We start from the raw sequence: 18,505 nt of genomic DNA, 5'->3' as shown, positions 1-18,505 counted from the left end.
GCCAGCGTTCTCATGAGCACGCCAATCTATACACAACGCAATCGAGGTCGTCATGCTGCTCCCTTCCAACATACCGCATGTCCAGGCGCGCCATCACCCTAATGGAAGCGGCATTGTCGGGATGGGCCACGGCCACCACGTCCGGCGCGCCGACCACATCAAATGCATGCCTGACGATGGCCGCCGCCGCTTCACTGGCATAGCCCTTCCCCCATCCGGAACGTACTAGGCGCCAGCCGATTTCGTGCGGTTTCGCGCTGTCGCCGTCGAGGTGCTGCAGACAGGCCATGCCGACCATAGTGCCGTTATCCTTGCGCATAAGGGCCCACCACGAATACCCCCAGCCAGCCCAGCGCCGCGCAGTGCGGGCGATAGCAGCGTGCGTGTTCTCCTCCGTCTCGGGCTGGCCCGCGTTCAGGTAGGTCATAACTTGCGGGTCGGTGTTCATCACACGCACGCCGTTATAGTGCAATGGTGTGATGTTGGACCGGGAACTGCCGAACGATGGATGTGCAAGCTCTGCCTTGGTTGAGCTGCTTGTGCAACAACATGGGATTAGGGAGATGCGCCCACCCTGGCCAGTATGGATATTTCAAAGGGACGACCGCGTGCTTGAGCGCCCTATACACGGCGGGTCGCCGCCTCAACACCAGCGAATCAAAGAACGTATGAGACCTTGCCCTCACTGAGAGAGACTGCTCCCGTTGACTGCAATTTCTCAATAATCGCTTCAATTTCATCTTTGGCTATCCCTTTCGGGAAAAGATTGGCAATACTGCTAGCCAGAGTTTTAATTGTACGGGGGCGTGCTTTACCCCGCAGTTTAAGATTGGCGACAACTAGTGCGAAGTTGTCGGGCTTGGGATTCTTTCTGGCAAACCCATTTGACAAAGCAGCATGGGGCAACTTGGCCTTAACTATCTCCGCATCGACCGCAAGCCCATCAACATCGAGACCTCCTGGGCACTTGAAGTTGCCTTTCTGGTTGAGAACTACCTGGAATTTGTTCTTAAGCGACATGCTCCCAAAGATTGCATTCAGGGACTTGCAACAGGCAACACAGTTTTCTTCATTGTTGCCGCCACCGTTGGCGCTGGCAAAGAGGTGCTCAATGCTAGCATCCGATTTAGGCAGAGGAGATTTGCAAAAGAAGCAATTTCCACCCTGGACAAACATAAGGCGTTCAAGGCGTTTTGTAGACATACATGTCTCCCCAAACTCATTTTTATATACTCAGCAAGCCTTGGATGCGTCCAGTTCTACCCCAGAGCAAATCTGCCATTCGTGGAAATTCCCTAAAGAACTGGAGTACGAACCTTCGGTGTTTCCAAACCGTCCTAGTTACATTCCGTGGCCCTTGCACCAAAATCGTCTTTGTCGGCAATTTCACCGACGACTACCAAATGGAGTTACAAATGAGCAGAACCGCAAACGACGACCGCAGCGATAGCATGAATCCAAACAACGAGAGTTACGATTACAGTCAGGACAACCGCTCGGACCAGCTGAACCCTAACAATGACCGATACCAAGGTGACGACGGGGACGACGACGAGTAGGTTGCCGGTTTGGGGCAGCTTCCAGGGGCGGTTTACTGGCTGACTGCCCCTGTCGCTGCTGGCACCTCCACGACGAGGTTAGCTCGATGAAATTGCAGCCAAACCGGAAATCGGCTCCGCATCCACGCTTCAATGGTGTCGCAGCCAAAAGGCAGACCAAGGCCGAGCAGTCTGGCCTGTGCGGCTGCGGCGCCTCCCAACCGCCCCGTGATTTCTTCGATATACCCTGCAACGTAACCCAGGAAGTTGAGCTGACGTGCTGCGCCACTGAGAATTTTGAACGTGGCGGCGTCTTCGGCACTGAGCAGAGCCCGGGCAATAGCAGTTTCATAGCTGGCACTTGGGAAGTTTGTCCCTCGGCTCCAAGCCCCGAGCGTTCCTACTTGGACACTGAACCGTCTGAGCCGCTGGTCATTCATCAGCGCCGTCGGCGTTTCCACATTCGCTTTTTTAAGAAGCCAGTCAAATAAGAGTGCGACGCTATTCTTGGTCGTTTCCTCCTGCGTCAGAAGCTGTTCAATATAGGAGCCAGCATCGTCAGCATCTCCCGGCCGCGCCTCGATATCCCACAGTGCAAGCAAACTTAACCATACCTCCAGCGCGACGACAATTCGCAACACGAGACGGTCATTCGGATGGACGGGTTGAGCTATTCCGTGTAACACCTCTGGCGACATGAAGCGCTGCAGAAGCGCGTGGCTAGCTAGATGTTCTGCGGCGGCTTGGAATTGTCCCGCGTCGCAAAGTGCCGCCGCCGGGCGGCTAGCGTGTTCCACATCATAAAGAAACTGCGCGGATGTTGGCCAAACGGTGGAGTTACCGTTCTCGTCACGCATCGCGCCCAAAAGGTAGGCCTCCCACGGCCCCATTTGCGAAAACGCATGAGTGGACGCATTAGGAGCGTCGAACGCATCCGCCATGGCTTTTCCAATTGTAGGCGGAAGCAGAGCAATGAGTTTATCTCTCAGTGATTTGGTGGCCCGGCCCATGCGGCCCGCACGCTCCAGGCCCTTATAGAGCGACTCTTCGCCCATATCGATGAAGCTCGTACGAACAGACTGGCCTCGAAGGCGCGTTGACACTTCCGGGTCAAATAGAAACAGACCGCTCAGCTGAATAGGCTTTGGGCGTCCCTTAAACGGATTAAGGTAGCGCAGTCGGCGTTGTCGAACCCGTTTGATGGTGGGAGCGGTCACTAAGTCCTCACTATGTTCTATCGACGTCATGCTGGTGGCCTAGACCTGCACCTGGAGCAAAAAAAGGTACAGCTGTCGGACTCCGTTCGTTAATTCAAAGACGCCAACAACAACCTAAAAATCAATCTTTACCACAACCGGAAAGAGAACTCAAGGCAGCCGAATCGTAGGCACAAGCAAGTAGTTACCTTACCAGAACCATGTGCAGATTGAATCTCCAGCAATAGACTCCGGGCGTCTTTGCTGCGCCCGTACTGATGGTATGCAGCTTATCTTCTACCTAGCTCACCAGGTCGCGACGTTCTGGAACAGCCTCAAACTCAAGAGTACGACCGAGTAACACGCCATCGCAGTCGGCACCAACACGCACAAATTTCCAATACCTGCCCGGCACTTGACTACAATATAGTTTCGGTATCCCTCTGAGGGGAATTCGAAGCACCCGACCGATAGGTAGCCCCAAGCTCCCCACAAGTCGGCATTCATGTAGTTCAATTTTGAAAGCACATCATGGCAACCGGTATAGTGAAGTGGTTCAACGATTCCAAGGGTTTCGGTTTTATCACACCAGACGACGGCGGTGAAGATTTGTTCGCGCACTTTTCCGCAATTACAATGGCCGGATTCAAAACCCTGAAGGAAGGCCAGAAAGTTCAGTTCGAGATAACCCAAGGTCCGAAAGGAAAGCAGGCTTCGAATATCCAAGACGCGTAAGCTCAAGCACCCATTTGATTTTGTCCGACCAAAAATACTTGTTTTTGGTCGGTATATTCTAGGTCTACATACGGCGCTGGTAGCTGAACAGCTGGCCGAACAGCTAGATAGCAGCAAGAGTCCAAAACTTCACTGCCCCTTAGCTTCGACTTACTTTGGCACGTGCCAAATCAACAGAGCGTCCTAGGCACGCGGCGAGTTCGACCCTACAACACCTTAATCCAATAGCGGCGCGCAAGCTGTCCTTCATCGTTGGTTGTGCGTTCAAAAATGCCTCCGTTCGATTCGATGGTCTTCCATGACGCAAAGTTCGCGTCTTTACAAGTAACAAGAAGGTCTGAAAGTCCGATGTTTTTTGCTTCGGAAATGGCGAGGCCAAGCATTTTTGTCGCATAGCCCTTGCGCCTTTCGCTTGGGCAGATGCCGTAGCCAATATGGCCACCGGTCTCGATGAGATTCGGATGGTTGATGTGGTGGCGAATATGAATGGCGCCAAGAAGTTTCGAGCTCTCCGTATCGACAAGGAAATACAGATGTGACGGCACCCTAGCTGGGTCCGATTCCGTCGGCTCGCGTTGGACTATCGCGAGAAATTCATCGAAATCTCTTCCTGCAAACAGTATGCCAGGAGAAGTCGGCTTTTCTTCCATGCGCCACTTGCGGGCCATGTCGTCATATGCCGTGTGATGTTTTCTGCTGGGAATTCAAGGATTAACATAAGGAAAAGTGACGCTAAAAATAGCTAACGAATATTGGCTGCAAAAATGACATTAAAGAGAGCCTAGGCTTGGGAGTCGGGAGTTGGCCGAATCCGGCCGTGAGATGAAGGATATCATGTTGCCAATACGAAAATTGAGAGTCGTCCACGAGCGGCGGGAATCGCCTCAAAGTAGGCGCCTAAGTTGGAAAGAAGATTACCGCTCGTTACGTCACCCCAAAAAGGCCCAGCAGCGAAACACCGATGGAGCTTTTGTGTATCCAGAGTGAAAGAGCGATGACGCTCACGAGAATTGCGATTGACCCAGCAATTATTGATTTTTTTATCATCGGTTCACAGGTAATAAAAAAGCATCTAGGTGCGACTCGAAAGACCGCTCTTGGACGGTTACCATCGTTGCACGGTTCCGCCCCAAAGCCGCCGGTCAACAATAGCTCTTTTGGTAAATTACGCTAATCAAACAGCACCGCTGTTGACCATGGTGCAAGCACGGTCCAACCTAGACGTTCGTATAGGGCGCGTCCAGCTTCCGTTGCCACCAAGAGTCGCTCTGTCGCACCGGCCTTTTCGGCCAACGTATCTAGGCTTTGCATTACCACGGTAGCCAGGCGCAAGCGGCGATGGGCTTCATCGGTAACGATTTGGTCAAACACAGCGCATCCCGCATGCACTGCGACGCGACCTGAAGCAGCCAACTCGCCACTTGCATGGACGACGTGTGCTAGGTAAGCACCATGCTCGACCTCCAGAGAAATATGGTAGTCCGCAGGTAGTGTCGCCATTTCAGGCATTGCCGTCGGGCTGTACATTAGATACGCTGCGTCCTCAGTTCTCCAGCACTCTGGAAGTGCAGCACGCAAGACATGAGGCGCAACCGCTGCCTTCAAAAAGATAAGGGGCGCATTTGTTTGCGCGGCACAGGCTTGCAGTGCCGGCCCAGCGTCGAGGAATACATGGCGGCGCGTCTCTTTAGCACTACCGACCTCCACGCATAGTCCACCGGAGTCCTGGAGCGGGAGCGGAAGACCCCGAGCCAGGCTCCGGCCAGTGAGCCATCGTTCGATGAGAGCTAAATTCAAGTTCATAGTTACCTTTGAGATTAGTGGCTCCAAGTGTCGCACACGTTTCAAATGCGTTCCCACTCATCGATTCTCTGTGTCTGCTTCTGACCCAAGCTGTGTAAAACGCAGAGAAATGCGGCGTGAAAAAAATAGACCGTTCAGAACGGCCGCTACACGGTTTTTACGGCACAGAAAATGGTCACCCTACCCATAAAAATGTCGTGTTTTTGCGTTTTTACACAGCCAGTGCCGGCTGCCGTCGTTGGCGGCTATCATCACAGTAACGCAAGTGCAGCATACATGTAAGTAGTCAGCCCTAGCTTACGGAATGGCAAGGAACGGGGCAGTGCTTAAAACGTTCTGCAATCTAACTTACGAGTCCCTTGCGTGCCGTTGGCGGTGCCCCACCTCTGCAGGGGCGCGACGTCAGCATAATCGCGCCGCCGACCCCAGCAACCTCAATAGCCATCTGTTCCGATTGGAGGACGCAGTTGAACCATGCCACGAACTGCGCTCGACTTTCTTCTGGAAATTACTTTCTTTCAGGAAATAGTTTAAAATGCTTGGGTAGTTTTTTCACAACACCATAGGGAGTCATCGTATGCCATACCAAGCGGCTATCCAGCGCAGTGCGCCCACTGCTTTCTTGTTTCTTGTAGACCAGTCGGGCTCCATGGGTGACCGCATGTCAACATCTGAAAAGACAAAAGCCCAGTTCGTCTCCGACGTCCTCAATAGAACATTTATGAACTTGGTAACTCGCTGCACGAAAGCGGATGGTGTCCGTGACTACTTCGAGCTGGGCGTTATCGGCTACGGCAACGGAAACGCGCAAAACAGTTTGCATGGTCCGCTCGGCGCCAAAATCCTGAATCCTATCTCGGCAATTGAGGCCGCCCCCCTTCGGGTCGAGGACCGCAAGCGAAAAGTGGACGACGGCGCCGGCGGCGTCATTGAGCAATCTGTAAAATTCCCCGTATGGTTCGAGCCACAGGCGAACGGCGATACGCCAATGTGCCAAGCGATTCGTCTCGCAGGTGCAGAGCTCGCGGCGTGGTGTGACAGCCATCCGGACAGCTACCCTCCAACCGTCCTGCACGTCACTGATGGCGAATCCACGGACGGTGACCCCGAACAACTAGCTGACACGTTAAGACAGTTCTCGACTAACGATGGAAGTGTATTATTGTTGAACCTCCACGTTAGCGCGCAGGGCGGTAGCTCGGTGTCATTTCCTGCCGGTGAAGGGAACTTACCTGACCAGTACGCGAAACTCTTGTTCCGTATGTCGAGCCAACTTCCTGAACATCTTGTAAAAGCGGTGCAGGACAAGGGACAGCAGGTTTCTTTCGAATCGCGCGGCTACATCTTCAATGCCGAGGCCGGCGAGATTGCAGACTTTTTCGATATCGGAACACGCCCATCGCAGTTGCGCTAATTCCTGTGCGGCTACGTCAAGATTTCGCGGCTTCAGTTCCGAAGGACCTGGAGCGCCCCGAGCTGAACGAGGACGCTTGGGCATGCGACGAATTGCTCTCCTGCTACGCATTGTCTGATGGCGCCTCGGAGTCGTACGACTCAAAGCGTTGGGCGCGCGCCCTTGTCGACAAGTACTCGGCCAACCAAATGTTTGACTGGGATTGGGTGAGCACCGCCATCACGGCGTACAACACCACGGTCGATTTCTCTGCGCTCTCGTGGTCGAAACAAATGGCATTTGAACGCGGAAGTTTTGCGACGCTCCTGGCGCTGCAGTTGGCGGAAAATGGCAGCGAGGTCGAAGTCCTGGCGGTAGGCGATAGCCTTGCAGTCCATGTGCGCGATGGACTCCTTCTGTCCACTTTCCCGTATGAGCAGGCAGAGCAATTCGATGAGAACCCGATGCTGCTGTCGACTCTTTCGCCGAACAATTCTTTCGTTAAAGAGCCAGGGTTCTTCCAGCGGAACAGTAGCAAGACCTGGACCATTTTGCCAGACGACGTAATCTACCTGATGACCGATGCTGTAGGGCAGTGGCTACTCAAAAATCAGCGCTCCGGGGAATCGGCACTAGAACTCCTAGACGCCGTAACGATACAGGAAGAGTTCTCCGCGTTAACCCTGCGACTACGGTCGGAGAATAAATTGAAACTGGACGATTCAACGCTCATCCGATTGATTGTTGAGTCTTCCTGAACAAACCATGGCATACCCAAGCATCGAGCAGTACCAAATTGCTCTGCAGTACCCAAAAACGGCGTTCACTGACCCGGAACTTGCTGCGGGGAGAATTCGGCCCTCTGGAATGGGCACCCCAATCGTCGTGTCTGGTGGATTCGCCCTGACCTATGCGCTCGAGACAAATCGCACTAAGTATGCCGTGCGTTGCTTCCACAAGGAAGCGAAGGGCATCGAACGGAGATATGCGGGGATTTCGTCGAAACTCGCGTCCTTGGCATCTCCTTACTTCGTAAGGTTCGATTTCCAACCGACAGGCGTCAAGGCGAACCAAAGTGTTTACCCGGTCGTAAAGATGGCGTGGGCCGAGGGGAAAACGCTAGGCGACTTCGTAGAGTCGAACTTTCACGACTCGACACAGCTAACGAACCTTATTGCGTCTTTGGGGAAGCTTGCGGCGTATCTTGAGGAGCAAAATATCGCTCACGGAGACATCCAGGAGGGCAACCTCATGGTGGCCGACAGCGGTCGTCAACTTCAGCTCATTGACTACGACGGAATGTTCGTCCCGGAAATAGCGTCGCTCGGCGGAGCGGAATTGGGCCATCGGGACTATCAGCACCCAAAGCGTGACTCCTCCCACTTCAGTGCTCGACTAGACCGGTTCTCCTTCATTGTTTTAAACCTGTCTTTGCGTGCGCTGTGCGCGAGGCCCTCCATCTGGGATTCGTCACAAAGCGGCGCCGGTGTCATCATTTGCAGGGCGAACGATTTCGCGAATCCCGGCGGTTCGCGCATCCTTGCGGAATTAGCCAAAATCCCTGGTCTGGAGCGCGATGCCCAAAATTTCGCGACCGTTTGTACAGCGCAGTTTGCGCAAATTCCAAGCCTTGACGATTTCATCTCACGCAGGAATATCCCGCAGCGGATGAGCGAGAGTGAGTTGTCCATAGCCGCGTCGACTGGCTCCGGTTACATAAGTCCCTACACCGTTCTCGATGCGGCTAATTTCTCCGCATTTCAGGAAAACATCGGGTCAATGATTGAATTAGTTGGAAAAATCGTTCATGTGAGCCCAGATTACCTAGAATATGCTTTCCTGAATTTCGGCGACTGGAGAGGAAAAAGCGTAACGATAGCATTATGGAGCGATGCGTTAGCTAGAAGCAAGGAAAGGCCCACCAAAGCTTGGGTCGGCCGCTGGGTTACGGTTCGCGGCTTGGTCCAGGCTTTTCGGAAAGGTGCCTATGACCACATGACAATTGCAGCAGCGACACTCGCTCAGGTGACCGTGTTGACCGAGAAGGAAGCCAAGTACCGGTTGACGCCTTATCAGAAGCCCGACCTGATTCCAGCGCGAACGAATAACAGCACGTTGCAGAAACTCGCCGTAGAGAGTTCTAAGCCTGTCGTAGAAAAGGCGCCGCCACGCACGAGTGCGGCACCAAGAAGCTTGAGCGCGAATCAACTTGCTTTGGAGCGCATGCGGCAGCAAACACCTCCGCCCCCGTCAAGAGGGAAAGTGACGTCGCCAGTGTGCTCAGGCGGCCCGAGCCACCAGAACCCACCGACACCTGCCAAAGCCCGGGCGACGGTCATTCCGAGGCCACCAGTAGTCCCCGTGCCGCCGTCACCCTCGATGCAACCGCGACACGAAGCGCTCACTCAGAAAAGGTCAGGGGGAATCATCGCGTGGCTTTCCAATTTGTTTAAATAATTCCCTTTGCGCAAACGAGTGTTCCACGGCAAGATGACGAGCCAGCTTACTTACTCACCGTGGAATAGCCTAATAGAACGAGTCGATGTTAATTAACCTGGACGCTGAGAATTTTCCGCATCGACAGTTTCGCTGTTTGCATTAACGACTCTAATGGAGAATCGCTTTCCGCCCCATCGTTCGCCTGGTCTCTCAGCCACTTCAAGGTTTCACGGAGCCGTGCCGCAAGATGGTCAATCATTGCCTCCCCGAGCGCGCATTCTGGCTTCAACCAATTGTGCCCATCGTCGCCTCGCTCACGCTCAAAAACATCAAAGACGATGTCCCGAACATCGTCAAAGTCCACCGCCCATTCTTTCGCCGACAAAGGGTCAAAGGACTTCAGAATCTGCTCGACAATAGCTTGGCTGCAGGGTTCAATTCGGGCACCGAAATGCTGAGCAAAAACTTCGTCCTCTTTCTCATTGCCCGCTCGAGAATTAGCGGCAAATATTTCAAGGCTCTGGTGCGTGTTCACTCCCGCCAAAGTGTTGACGGTAGTGGCTACCAAGTCAGCGCTTGAACGGAGCCAAGCTACTTCGTTCTCCTCGGCGCCGATGAAACGCATATTGCTTACCGGGAGATAGCCTGCATTTTTTGCGTCCATAATTCCTAGCCCCGTTTGGTCCGAGCAGGCGCTAATGAGGCAGGTCTGTTCGCGACCTCCAATAAACGTTACAAGTTTGGCCATGCTGATTGAAAGCTTTGGCAGGTCCTCTCGAATTGCCTTCGCAAATAGGTCGGCCGCGGCCTGGCTGTCAACCTCCCGACTCCGCGCACCAAGCTTCGCCTGGATACTTTCCTCCGTGATAGGCACCGCGCAGATGTGACCCTGTCCATTTGCGCAAGCTACCGCGGCAGAGAAATTCTTCCCCACGACAATTTGAGCCCATGTATTTTGAGTCGAGCTAAAGGGCAGTTCAAGACCCATCTCTTTGAGGGAATCGCTGAACCGCTTGGATGTGCTGGTGAGCGTTTGATGTGTGAATTGCATCGTCAACCTTTCTTCGTCCGATTAGATGACCTGGCCGTTTAAGAAATCGAACGTAGTTAACGAGGAAGTTCAGTATCAAATTGAGTATGAATAGTGTACTGGTCGGCCAGAACCAAGGAACCACCCTTCGAGAAGCGCACGCATGCACCTCTCTCCTGAGGAAAATATTACACCAACGGCGTAATCAGGAAAAGAAGTATTTGACGGCTGTAATCAAGCGCTCGTTCGGTTGACGCCACTCCTCCAACGTCCTGCTGGCTGCTGGCATCCGCCCCGAAGCTGAAATCTTTGGCGAAAAAAAACCCGCCAACTGGGGCGGGTTGAATCCAATTCTTGGAGGAACTGGAGGAGACAGGCTGATTATGCTGCACTGCGCCATATTTCACCAATCATCATTTGTAATGAGATGTATCACGGGTGTGAATACTTCGCCACTCGCTGTTCAGTGCATCGCCATGGGTCCTGACGAGGATAACGTGAGCCGCTCAATCATCGCCTGAACGGCCTTCATCTGTGGTGCGCTCTTGTATGCATAATTTGGCCCAGTGTAACCATACCAATCCCAGCAGCCTTGGGGGTTAAGCGGTTGCGAATCGTTCACTTGCGGATAAAGCATGATTATGTTGTTGCTATCGGCCCATTCGTTATAACTGCTTTTTCCGTAGAAGTCGTCGCCAACAACCTTCTCCGACTGAAGGCAACCATGAAAAGCAACATGCACTTTACAGCTAATACCTTGGGTGCAACTTGCTGGCAAGTACGCATATGCATCGTCAGCCATACTGGTCGATGCATCGGCAAACTCCCGCTGATTAAACGTTATCAACCGGCCTGTACGCATCTTGGCCGGAGGATTGAGCGGCCCATAAATATGGGAAAGTATTGCACCGGGTTGGTCATATGCCGCCTTACCTACAGTGCACTTACTGACGAAGGGGGCCTTGTTTGCACTACAGGTGTTGCCAAAACTTGGTGTCAATAACGCATGCCCGGACGGCACTTTATTAACATAGACCAGATTCATGTTTGGCACACCAACACCCTTAAAAAAATCGACCGTGGCATTAACAGCTGACTGATACACCACAGTATCCTTGGTGCCACTAAAAACGTAGACGCGGCTTTTTTGCAAGTTAATTAGCGGGTCGATGTCTCCGTTTGACGCAAAAAGTTGGGCAGCCGCCACCATCAAATTGGGATTAGGTGGAAAGAACGGAATAGCTCCCATGCAGATACCGGCATAGGTTAGTAGGAGGTTCGACGCGCAATAATATGGCCCGCCGGCTACTATCCCTGCCCCGGAGACCGAGGCTGAGTATGCGACTTGGTATTGCACTGCCATAAATGCGCCTGATGACAGACCGGACACGGACGTACCCTCAGTACTTGCCCCCACGCCCGGAAGTGGGTCGCTCGCCTGAACCAACGGGGAAACACTAAGTGCCAGCAACATTGTGACAATAGAGGAAGGTAATTTCATAGCAACTCCTACATAGTGATTCATAGGAATGAAGGCGCTAACATGCCTTTCATCGCGGAATTGACGCACTGCAGCACACAGTACAATTGGATACTCCCACGATTAGTATCATTACAGATTAATTATTATTTTTAGTGGTAAAAATACAAATTCCAAAATGCATCGGAAATTGTGAAAATATTTATATTTTCCATTCTTATTACTCCAAAAAACGACCGATGAAATAGCAAGACTCCAGAAAACTACCTAGGTTCCATGAGAATAGACAATAAATTTAATTTGTATAGTTTATATAATTTCCGCTCATCACCACTTTCAACCTATTCATTGCTTCCGGCGCAAATTTCACATATTTGCGTGGAAGACTCTGGTCTGAAATGGTTAGCTTTTTGCATCCTTGCACCCCTGCACCCTTGCATCCTCTACCAGCCGGCGCACACTTTGCATATCGGCTTGAAAGACGCTCACGGGAGACGGCTAGGCTTTCCTCCAATCGCTTTTCCGCGTCCGGTACCGTTCACGCGCACTCGAAGAGCAACTCGTCATCAAGATGGTGCCATGTGACTGTCCTTTTCAAACCTACCTCCGCATATAAAACCATCCGCTACACGTGCCGTCACTCAATGACGTATACCGGCACCTGTCGGCGCCCAGCTCATTCTTTTGGCGCCTCGGATGCTTCACATAATTTTTTGGAGAACATATGGAAAATTCAATTTGGGATTTGGCCGACTTGGCCGACTTGCTCGGCCGTAGCCCGGAAACAATTAAAAAAGACATCCGCCGCAACCGTCTGGCCGTTCCTCCTCGCCTGCATATCCCCGGAACGCGGCTCCTGCGATGGCGCCGGGTCGACGTTGACGCCTGGCTCGCAAGCCACGTCGAGTCTCGCGTAAACGCGACAAGCGGCAGATAGCAACTAGAAAATTCAAGTCCCAATTCGAGCACTCATTACTTCACCATGGAAATCATAAACATGAACCCTACTGCCTCCCGCGCCCCAGTTGATTTTAAGGTCACAAACGACAATGCACTTTCCCTTCTCGCCGGTTTCAGTCGCGCTGCTCGTGCTGCCGGTTGGACCGACGAACAGATAAAGGAAACAACCGAGCGAGCAATGTTGAGGGAGTACCGGCTTTTACAGGTCACTCTCGCCGCATACACTGCGGAGTATCTCACCGAGGGCTAAGGCAGCATACCCAGCTTGCCTGCCTTGGTTCGTTTCAGAAGTGCATTATCAGTTCAATGAACCCTAATGGTCGCCTGCCTTTTAATTGCGATTCTCCGTCAAATCTGCTCGTACCAGGGCCTACTGCAGCGTACAGCCGCCTTGATTTTCCATTTTTCCGACGGGAAAAAATATTTTCAATGCATATAACAAAATTCGCTCCTTTGTGTCTACACCAAAGATAGGCGCCTCTTTCGCTCCGAAAACAATTTCCCAAAGGACAAAAACATGCTGACAAACTCTGACGTATCGACCCTCGTTAAGCTCGAAGCCGAATTCAACGCCGCCGTCGAAAGCCGCAGCGATGCAAGAGAAGCGGCAAACTCAGCCGACTTCCGGTTTCGCGCAACATTAGAGGTCTGTGAGCACGCAATTAATTTGCAGCACGCACTGGAGAAGAATCGGTTTCATGAAGGTGAAGAGGCATATACCCCTGTTTACCGTATGCTCGTGGAAATGCAGCGAAAGGCCCAAGCTTTGTACCAGCACGCTGACGCGGCGTATAAAGACGCCCATACAGCCGTAAAGAAGAGTTTTTACGCGCTCCAAGAAGCACGAGAATCCGCGGCTATCGATGCGCCGCAAGCTCAGTCAGGCACCGATGAAATTATGTTGAAAGATATTTCATAATTTGATGAGGGGCGTGCTACCAGCGTGCCCCTCATATTTTCTCGCGCCCGTCGCCCGTCGCCTGTTGATGTATCGCACTGCATCAGACCAGGACAAGACATGGGGTTTAGTGGGATGAAACTGAAGGTCGTCAGTGTGCAAGAGCGTCACGACAGGACTGAGGCTTTCAGCGTCGCCCGTGCATTCACTTATCCGGGAACCGGATGTACTTTGCCGGGACGTGCTGAATTAACCAAACCCCGTTGGTAGAACATCTGAACTCGTGGCCATCGAGAAGCAGTGGATGTGTCTCAACAATTAGTACTACAGCCGCACCTCGTCGCGCACCTACCACTTCTGCAGTTTGTTTCGTCGCAGACAGGTGTACGTCTCGTCGCGTTCCTGGCAGCAGACCCTGCCGGCGAATCGATGCGATAAACTTTTGCACCGTACCGTGAAATAGCACCGGAGGCGGGGTTTTCACCGGAAGCTTCAGGTCAACATCGACAGAGTGCCCTTGTGCCGCGCGGATACGCGTCTGGTCCTCACTCAACGAAAATCGCTGCTTATCGTTTTCGACCACTATTTGCATCAGCTCGTCATGAGTGAGCGCGACACCGGCACTCGCTGATTTCAAGAGCAACTCAGCAACGTCAACCCATCCACGTTTATCGATTTCAAGGCCGATTGCATCTGGCCGGTGCCGAAGCCAGCGGGACAACAATTTGCTTTTCTGTTCCAAAGTTGTCATTTTGTTTTTCGCTTTCAATTCATAAACGCGTCCTGCATTTTTCGGAACTCACTTGGAGTTGCTGTTGCCGCCGCCGGGGAACAGTAGTCTGTGAAGCCGTTGGCATCAGCTCATCCGGCCGTACACAACGAACTGAGGCGCAAGGGCGTGACACTCGAATTGCCGTGGCAAGGAGTACCAGGCCCTGCTACCGGACGGCTAGATAGCGTTGTCACGCCTCGCTCGAGCCTGTCGAAGTATTTCCTCGACCCTGGCATCTTCTTCAAGTGCGCGAAGGACCTCGGCCCTTGTGACGTTGGGAAGAGCAAAAAGTCGGTCTACCGTCGAAGTTGACCTCGCGACGTTTGTTACCGCATCAAGGGGAACTCCGGCGCACAGGGCCTCGAGCATTATCGCCAGCTTTGCGGCGACGCCGGGCTCAACGAGCGCCAGGTATGGGTTTGTTGGGGCAACCAGCTGATGCAGGCGCTCTTCCGGCCACCCGACGTGGTCATCGTCGAGCGATAACCAATTCGTGCCCCCCCGTTCCTCCGCATCGAAAGATATGGTGCCAAATCGAGTTGGCGCTGGAAACGTAGCGGCACCAATGACGCGCTCTTGAAGCGGGGGCGATAGCCGCTTTAACGCGTTCTCATACCCGAACGCGCGTACCCAGGATGTCGCCAACACAATCCGCAAATCAGGGTATGGGTACAAAAGGAGCTCGAGCAACGAAACGTGCCGGAAAAGAGGTTCGTCGGTCGGCTTGCCACGCACATAAACCCTTGGCTGCAGAGGTTCTTCAGGCGTAACACGAACATCTGCCGGATGCAAAATGCCATCAAAATCGAGATAGAGCACAGGGTTCATGACCGCCAAAGATGTGCTATTGATGACACAGTAGGTACACTCTGGCGTCCAGGGCGCACGCAGATGTAGGGGGGATTTGCAGTCAAAAGCTAGCCTAGACCTTTATCGGTTACGACGTCCGTTGTGCTAGGAGAATTGCTCTGGCGCGCTCCAATTGGATTCTTGCAAACCCAACCCATTCATCGCAGAACACGGTGTGCGGCTCGAGGACCGAGTCGACCAGAGTGCGGCCGCTCGATAAATCGTCGAGGATGACGTACGCGAACGGTCTCGGGGCGCCGTTTGCCCTCAACCAAGCCACGATATCTGTAACACGAAATGAACCCACCTCAGTTGCGCTCCGCCAGCGTGAATGTAAAGAAGTGGCAACGAAACCTAGCCCCCCTCGAACGAGAACGTCCTGAATTTCGTCGCGTGACATATAGGTCGACCATGATGAACTGATTACGTAACTGGGTTCGAACTCGTGGTGCAGCCGCGCTAGGTTAGCCCTCAGTTCTTGTTGAAATACATTTGCCCAGAGCTCTATTGCCAGATGCGGATTGCCGGACCTGAGCGCTGCCACGACCACTCCTGACGTGTAGTCAGGGTGGATAGCAATGACATCGTCAAAATCGAGAAATACCAATGGCTTCACGGTCTTCCTTTGATTTGGTTCTAATTGCGCGTCGGCTACAAAGCCGCTTCCAAATATCGCTGAGCTTGGATTGCAGCCGCGCGCGTCTGAACCTGTTACTTCATTCCAGTACTATTGTTCGTTGCGACCTGCGCCTTGAGTTCAGCAATGCGCTGCGCTGCGGCGCTGCAATCGGCCGCGAACATCTTGCCCTGAGCATCAACCTGGTAGAAGGGATAGCGGCTAGTGAAATACAGCGACGCATTGCTACGGCACGCAGTATTCATGACGAAGTCCATAACTAAGTAGCGACTCACGTACTCGTTAAGACGAGGGGCGACTTTAGTGCCGGCAAGAGTCCCGGCTATTTTTTGTGCCTCAGGCGTTTTCGCATCCAGTAGTGCCTTCAGGGGCATTGTCGCGCTGGGGTTAAACGTGCCGTTCGCCCATGTCCCGACATTGACTGGCATCCCCGAGCCATCTACATTGGCCAACGCGTAACTGCCCTGGGCTGCGGCGCCGACAGCCTTCACCACCGCCTGGGCGGGCAGGTCAAGCATAACGCCGAGGTACTCCAACCCATTCAGCAGTTCTTGGCCTTGCAATGATTGGGCGCCGTAATATGTCGTGTCGCTCCTGACGGCGCCTTTCAATACATTCAGATAGACCGACTTGTCTTGCAGGAAAACGACGTTTGCAACGTCTAGTTCGAGCAGGCGCTGCATGCCCTCGACGAATGCGTTGGCCAACGTCGCGCCGTTCCGTGCGCTCGACGCCATCGCATTAGCCGCGATATCGGTTAATGGGCTAATTTTGAAGTCGTTGTACTCGGTTGTTACGAACGGCGCTATCAGCTCAAGTGAGCCGCCAGGTTGAATAGTGTTGTCTGCAGCGCGGGCTACTGTTCCACCAACCGCCACGAGGCGCACCGGACCCAACGGTGCGGCAGTTGCTGTGATGACGAACTGGCCGTTGACGTCCGCAGTGGCCGGGGCTCCTAACGCCGCACCAGCGCTGCCATCAGCCTGCACGCTATACGCGGTCACGGCGGCGCCTACATATGCCGTCCCACGAATAGTCTGGGTAGCGACTCCCGGCGCAGCGGTGCCGGTCAAAATATTGGTTATCGTCGTAGGCGTCGCCGTTACTGGCGGCGTCACCGTAACCGGTGGCGTGGACGAGCCCGCATTGCTATTGGAACTTCCTCCGCCGCATCCACTAATGATAAGCATGGCGGCCGTTACTGAAATTTTCTGTAGAGTTTTCATTTTTTCCCTAATGATGGACGAGGCAAGACCCTCGCGGGCAGGTGTGCAACTTTTGTATCTGGGTTCACAGCTAAGGGCCTGTGTCGAATAGGGGGGACTGCTGTCCCACTAAGCCTTGAAGTCCTCGTCGAAATATTTTGACTTCTTGCAGAACACGTTCAGTTTCTCCAGCGGCGATGACATCAAGGGGAGTCTGGTTACCGAGCTTCGCCACAGTAGTGGTGAAGAATCGATACTTCTCAATTCCATTGCATGTTCGTAGCGCCTTGGAGACAACCTCAAGAGCGTCAAGGTCGAATTTTGCATCAGCAAAAAAAGCGGGAACGTAGGTCTTTCCCCAAACGAGCTCAACGCGACTCGGCATTTTGAAAATTTTTCGGTCTTTCAGTTTTTGCGCAAACATATCAATGCTCAGCCCTGTCCGGCGCAAAAACTCATCTATGAAAATGATGCTGCCGTCATCGATGAGATTCGCTCCATCCTTGGCGATTGCAAGGTCAAGGCCCCATTGTGCTGTGCGTCTCCGTGTTGTTGCGTCTTGGAGTTTCCCCGGCAACCGTAGGACTTCCTGCGCGTACTCAAGAAATTTCTTTTCGTCCTGCTTTGGCAGTCCTTGAGTCGCACACTTGAATGCGCTTATAACATCGCGTTCACTGGGAGACGACCTAACCTCCTCTGGAGTTTCCAAGAAAGCACTGAGTGCTGTTTTAAACAATCCATATGACGAGAGGAACTGAGGGGACGGCATAGCGTTTAGGCTTAAAAAGAATGTAGTAGGCAACAACTGTTTTTGTATTCTGTTGCTATACAAGACTATTACTAGCTGTTGATATTTAAGTGCATTGATGTTGCATGTAGGCAAGCTGGCAAATTCGCAAGAATAATAGCCCCAAAGGCTGTAGATGTAAAGAGTGTAGACTCAAAAGCTGTGGATTCATGGGCTGTAGACACAAAAGCTTCTCTAGGCGACTCTGTCTGCTATATGTTTAAACCAACTTCCGAAGCAGAATTGCGTGCCATAGTTGCCAAAAATCTCCGAGCCATTCGAGCGCTCAGGGCTATCTCGCAAGAGGACCTTGCTGCTCTGGCGGGCGTTCATCGTACGTTCGTCAGTCAGGTAGAGCGCGAGCTAAAAAACGTTTCAATTGATAGCTTACGCAAGCTCGCTAACGCGCTGAGCGTTGATGTACATGTGCTGTTACAGCCTTAGCCGGTAGTTGATTTTAGGTTTTAGAACCTGGAGTGACTGCCTCTCAAGTCGTGTCGTAATGTTCGTGGCGCAGATTTTCTCGGGGACTCTAAAAATAGGAGAGACCGAGTCCTCATCGCGGTAGGATTAACGAACATTGCTGGAGCATTCAGGGGTTGCGATGGAAATCCAAAAACGGTGGGAAGCGGCTCTCGGCCAAATCCGATATGTCCTTTGCAAGCCAAAAGCTCCCGCTTGTGAAAACCCTTAAAATTGCATTCGTTTACGTTAATGGTGGGTAGGAGAAGCCCGCACTGCAGTTACACCTCGATTGGAAAGTGCCATACCCGACGGTGTTAG

General features: G+C 52.8%; 20 protein-coding genes. 8 read left to right on the top strand and 12 right to left on the bottom strand.

Features of this window, described 5'->3' with window-relative positions:
• Positions 1-10: 10 nt before the first annotated feature.
• The 3 genes from O0879_RS02070 to O0879_RS02060 form a co-directional block, all read right to left on the bottom strand.
• Complete coding sequence (locus tag O0879_RS02070; protein ID WP_289914411.1) at positions 11-448, bottom strand: GNAT family N-acetyltransferase; 438 nt, start codon at positions 446-448, stop codon at positions 11-13.
• 209 nt (positions 449-657) lie between these two features.
• Complete coding sequence (locus O0879_RS02065) at positions 658-1,203, bottom strand: HNH endonuclease (RefSeq protein ID WP_289914410.1); 546 nt, start codon at positions 1,201-1,203, stop codon at positions 658-660.
• Between the two features lie 388 nt (positions 1,204-1,591).
• Positions 1,592-2,785: a hypothetical protein gene (locus O0879_RS02060; RefSeq protein WP_289914409.1), complete on the bottom strand. Its 1,194-nt coding sequence runs from the start codon at positions 2,783-2,785 to the stop codon at positions 1,592-1,594.
• A 480-nt stretch (positions 2,786-3,265) separates the two neighbouring features.
• Here O0879_RS02060 and O0879_RS02055 point away from each other — a divergent pair, with 480 nt between their 5' ends.
• A complete protein-coding gene (locus O0879_RS02055; RefSeq protein ID WP_289914408.1) occupies positions 3,266-3,469 on the top strand; it encodes a cold-shock protein in 204 nt (67 codons plus the stop codon).
• A 206-nt stretch (positions 3,470-3,675) separates the two neighbouring features.
• Here O0879_RS02055 and O0879_RS02050 read toward each other — a convergent pair whose 3' ends face one another.
• Both O0879_RS02050 and O0879_RS02045 read right to left on the bottom strand, forming a co-directional pair.
• Positions 3,676-4,137 (bottom strand): GNAT family N-acetyltransferase, encoded by a 462-nt coding sequence (locus O0879_RS02050; protein ID WP_289914407.1) that lies wholly within the window; start codon positions 4,135-4,137, stop codon positions 3,676-3,678.
• Positions 4,138-4,639: 502 nt separating this feature from the next.
• Positions 4,640-4,969 (bottom strand): GNAT family N-acetyltransferase, encoded by a 330-nt coding sequence (locus O0879_RS02045; protein ID WP_289916130.1) that lies wholly within the window; start codon positions 4,967-4,969, stop codon positions 4,640-4,642.
• 880 nt (positions 4,970-5,849) lie between these two features.
• Here O0879_RS02045 and O0879_RS02040 point away from each other — a divergent pair.
• The 3 genes from O0879_RS02040 (at position 5,850) to O0879_RS02030 (ending at position 9,122) form a co-directional block, all read left to right on the top strand.
• Complete coding sequence (locus O0879_RS02040; protein ID WP_289914406.1) at positions 5,850-6,686, top strand: vWA domain-containing protein; 837 nt, start codon at positions 5,850-5,852, stop codon at positions 6,684-6,686.
• A 188-nt stretch (positions 6,687-6,874) separates the two neighbouring features.
• The gene (locus O0879_RS02035; protein ID WP_219890559.1) at positions 6,875-7,423 is read left to right on the top strand and encodes a hypothetical protein; all 549 of its coding nucleotides are present in this window, start codon (positions 6,875-6,877) and stop codon (positions 7,421-7,423) included.
• A 7-nt stretch (positions 7,424-7,430) separates the two neighbouring features.
• Positions 7,431-9,122 carry a serine/threonine protein kinase gene (locus O0879_RS02030; protein ID WP_289914405.1) on the top strand — a complete coding sequence of 564 codons (1,692 nt, stop codon included), beginning with the start codon at positions 7,431-7,433 and terminating at the stop codon, positions 9,120-9,122.
• 88 nt (positions 9,123-9,210) lie between these two features.
• On the opposite strand, the gene O0879_RS02025 is transcribed toward O0879_RS02030, so the two are convergent.
• Complete coding sequence (locus tag O0879_RS02025) at positions 9,211-10,155, bottom strand: hypothetical protein (RefSeq protein ID WP_289914404.1); 945 nt, start codon at positions 10,153-10,155, stop codon at positions 9,211-9,213.
• Between the two features lie 442 nt (positions 10,156-10,597).
• Positions 10,598-11,635, bottom strand: coding sequence for a depolymerase (locus tag O0879_RS02020; protein ID WP_289914403.1), 1,038 nt, complete (start codon positions 11,633-11,635; stop codon positions 10,598-10,600).
• A gap of 703 nt (positions 11,636-12,338) precedes the next feature.
• Here O0879_RS02020 and O0879_RS28560 point away from each other — a divergent pair.
• From O0879_RS28560 to O0879_RS02010, 3 genes are all read left to right on the top strand, one after another.
• Positions 12,339-12,551 (top strand): helix-turn-helix domain-containing protein, encoded by a 213-nt coding sequence (locus tag O0879_RS28560; protein ID WP_354670175.1) that lies wholly within the window; start codon positions 12,339-12,341, stop codon positions 12,549-12,551.
• 60 nt (positions 12,552-12,611) lie between these two features.
• Positions 12,612-12,824, top strand: a complete 213-nt coding sequence (locus O0879_RS02015) for a hypothetical protein (protein WP_151096133.1) — start codon at positions 12,612-12,614, stop codon at positions 12,822-12,824.
• Between the two features lie 267 nt (positions 12,825-13,091).
• Positions 13,092-13,493, top strand: a complete 402-nt coding sequence (locus O0879_RS02010; RefSeq protein ID WP_289914402.1) for a hypothetical protein — start codon at positions 13,092-13,094, stop codon at positions 13,491-13,493.
• Between the two features lie 184 nt (positions 13,494-13,677).
• Here the strand turns inward: O0879_RS02010 and O0879_RS02005 are convergent, their stop codons facing one another.
• The 5 genes from O0879_RS02005 to O0879_RS01985 all read right to left on the bottom strand — a co-directional run bounded on the left by O0879_RS02005 (position 13,678) and on the right by O0879_RS01985 (position 17,737).
• A complete protein-coding gene (locus tag O0879_RS02005) occupies positions 13,678-14,241 on the bottom strand; it encodes an RNA 2'-phosphotransferase (RefSeq protein ID WP_289914401.1) in 564 nt (187 codons plus the stop codon).
• Between the two features lie 180 nt (positions 14,242-14,421).
• Positions 14,422-15,072 carry an HAD domain-containing protein gene (locus O0879_RS02000; protein WP_289914400.1) on the bottom strand — a complete coding sequence of 217 codons (651 nt, stop codon included), beginning with the start codon at positions 15,070-15,072 and terminating at the stop codon, positions 14,422-14,424.
• Positions 15,073-15,181: 109 nt separating this feature from the next.
• On the bottom strand, positions 15,182-15,709 hold the full coding sequence (locus O0879_RS01995; RefSeq protein ID WP_289914399.1) for an HAD domain-containing protein: 528 nt from the start codon (positions 15,707-15,709) through the stop codon (positions 15,182-15,184).
• Between the two features lie 95 nt (positions 15,710-15,804).
• Complete coding sequence (locus O0879_RS01990) at positions 15,805-16,956, bottom strand: hypothetical protein (RefSeq protein WP_289914398.1); 1,152 nt, start codon at positions 16,954-16,956, stop codon at positions 15,805-15,807.
• Positions 16,957-17,026: 70 nt separating this feature from the next.
• Positions 17,027-17,737 carry a hypothetical protein gene (locus O0879_RS01985; RefSeq protein ID WP_289914397.1) on the bottom strand — a complete coding sequence of 237 codons (711 nt, stop codon included), beginning with the start codon at positions 17,735-17,737 and terminating at the stop codon, positions 17,027-17,029.
• Between the two features lie 201 nt (positions 17,738-17,938).
• Here O0879_RS01985 and O0879_RS01980 point away from each other — a divergent pair, with 201 nt between their 5' ends.
• Positions 17,939-18,166: a helix-turn-helix transcriptional regulator gene (locus O0879_RS01980; RefSeq protein ID WP_289914395.1), complete on the top strand. Its 228-nt coding sequence runs from the start codon at positions 17,939-17,941 to the stop codon at positions 18,164-18,166.
• The last annotated feature ends 339 nt before the right edge of the window (positions 18,167-18,505 follow it).

It is taken from the genome of Janthinobacterium sp. SUN120 (assembly GCF_030397735.1).
GTDB lineage: Bacteria > Pseudomonadota > Gammaproteobacteria > Burkholderiales > Burkholderiaceae_D > Janthinobacterium > Janthinobacterium kumbetense.
This window is presented reverse-complemented; position numbering and strand designations above follow the sequence as displayed.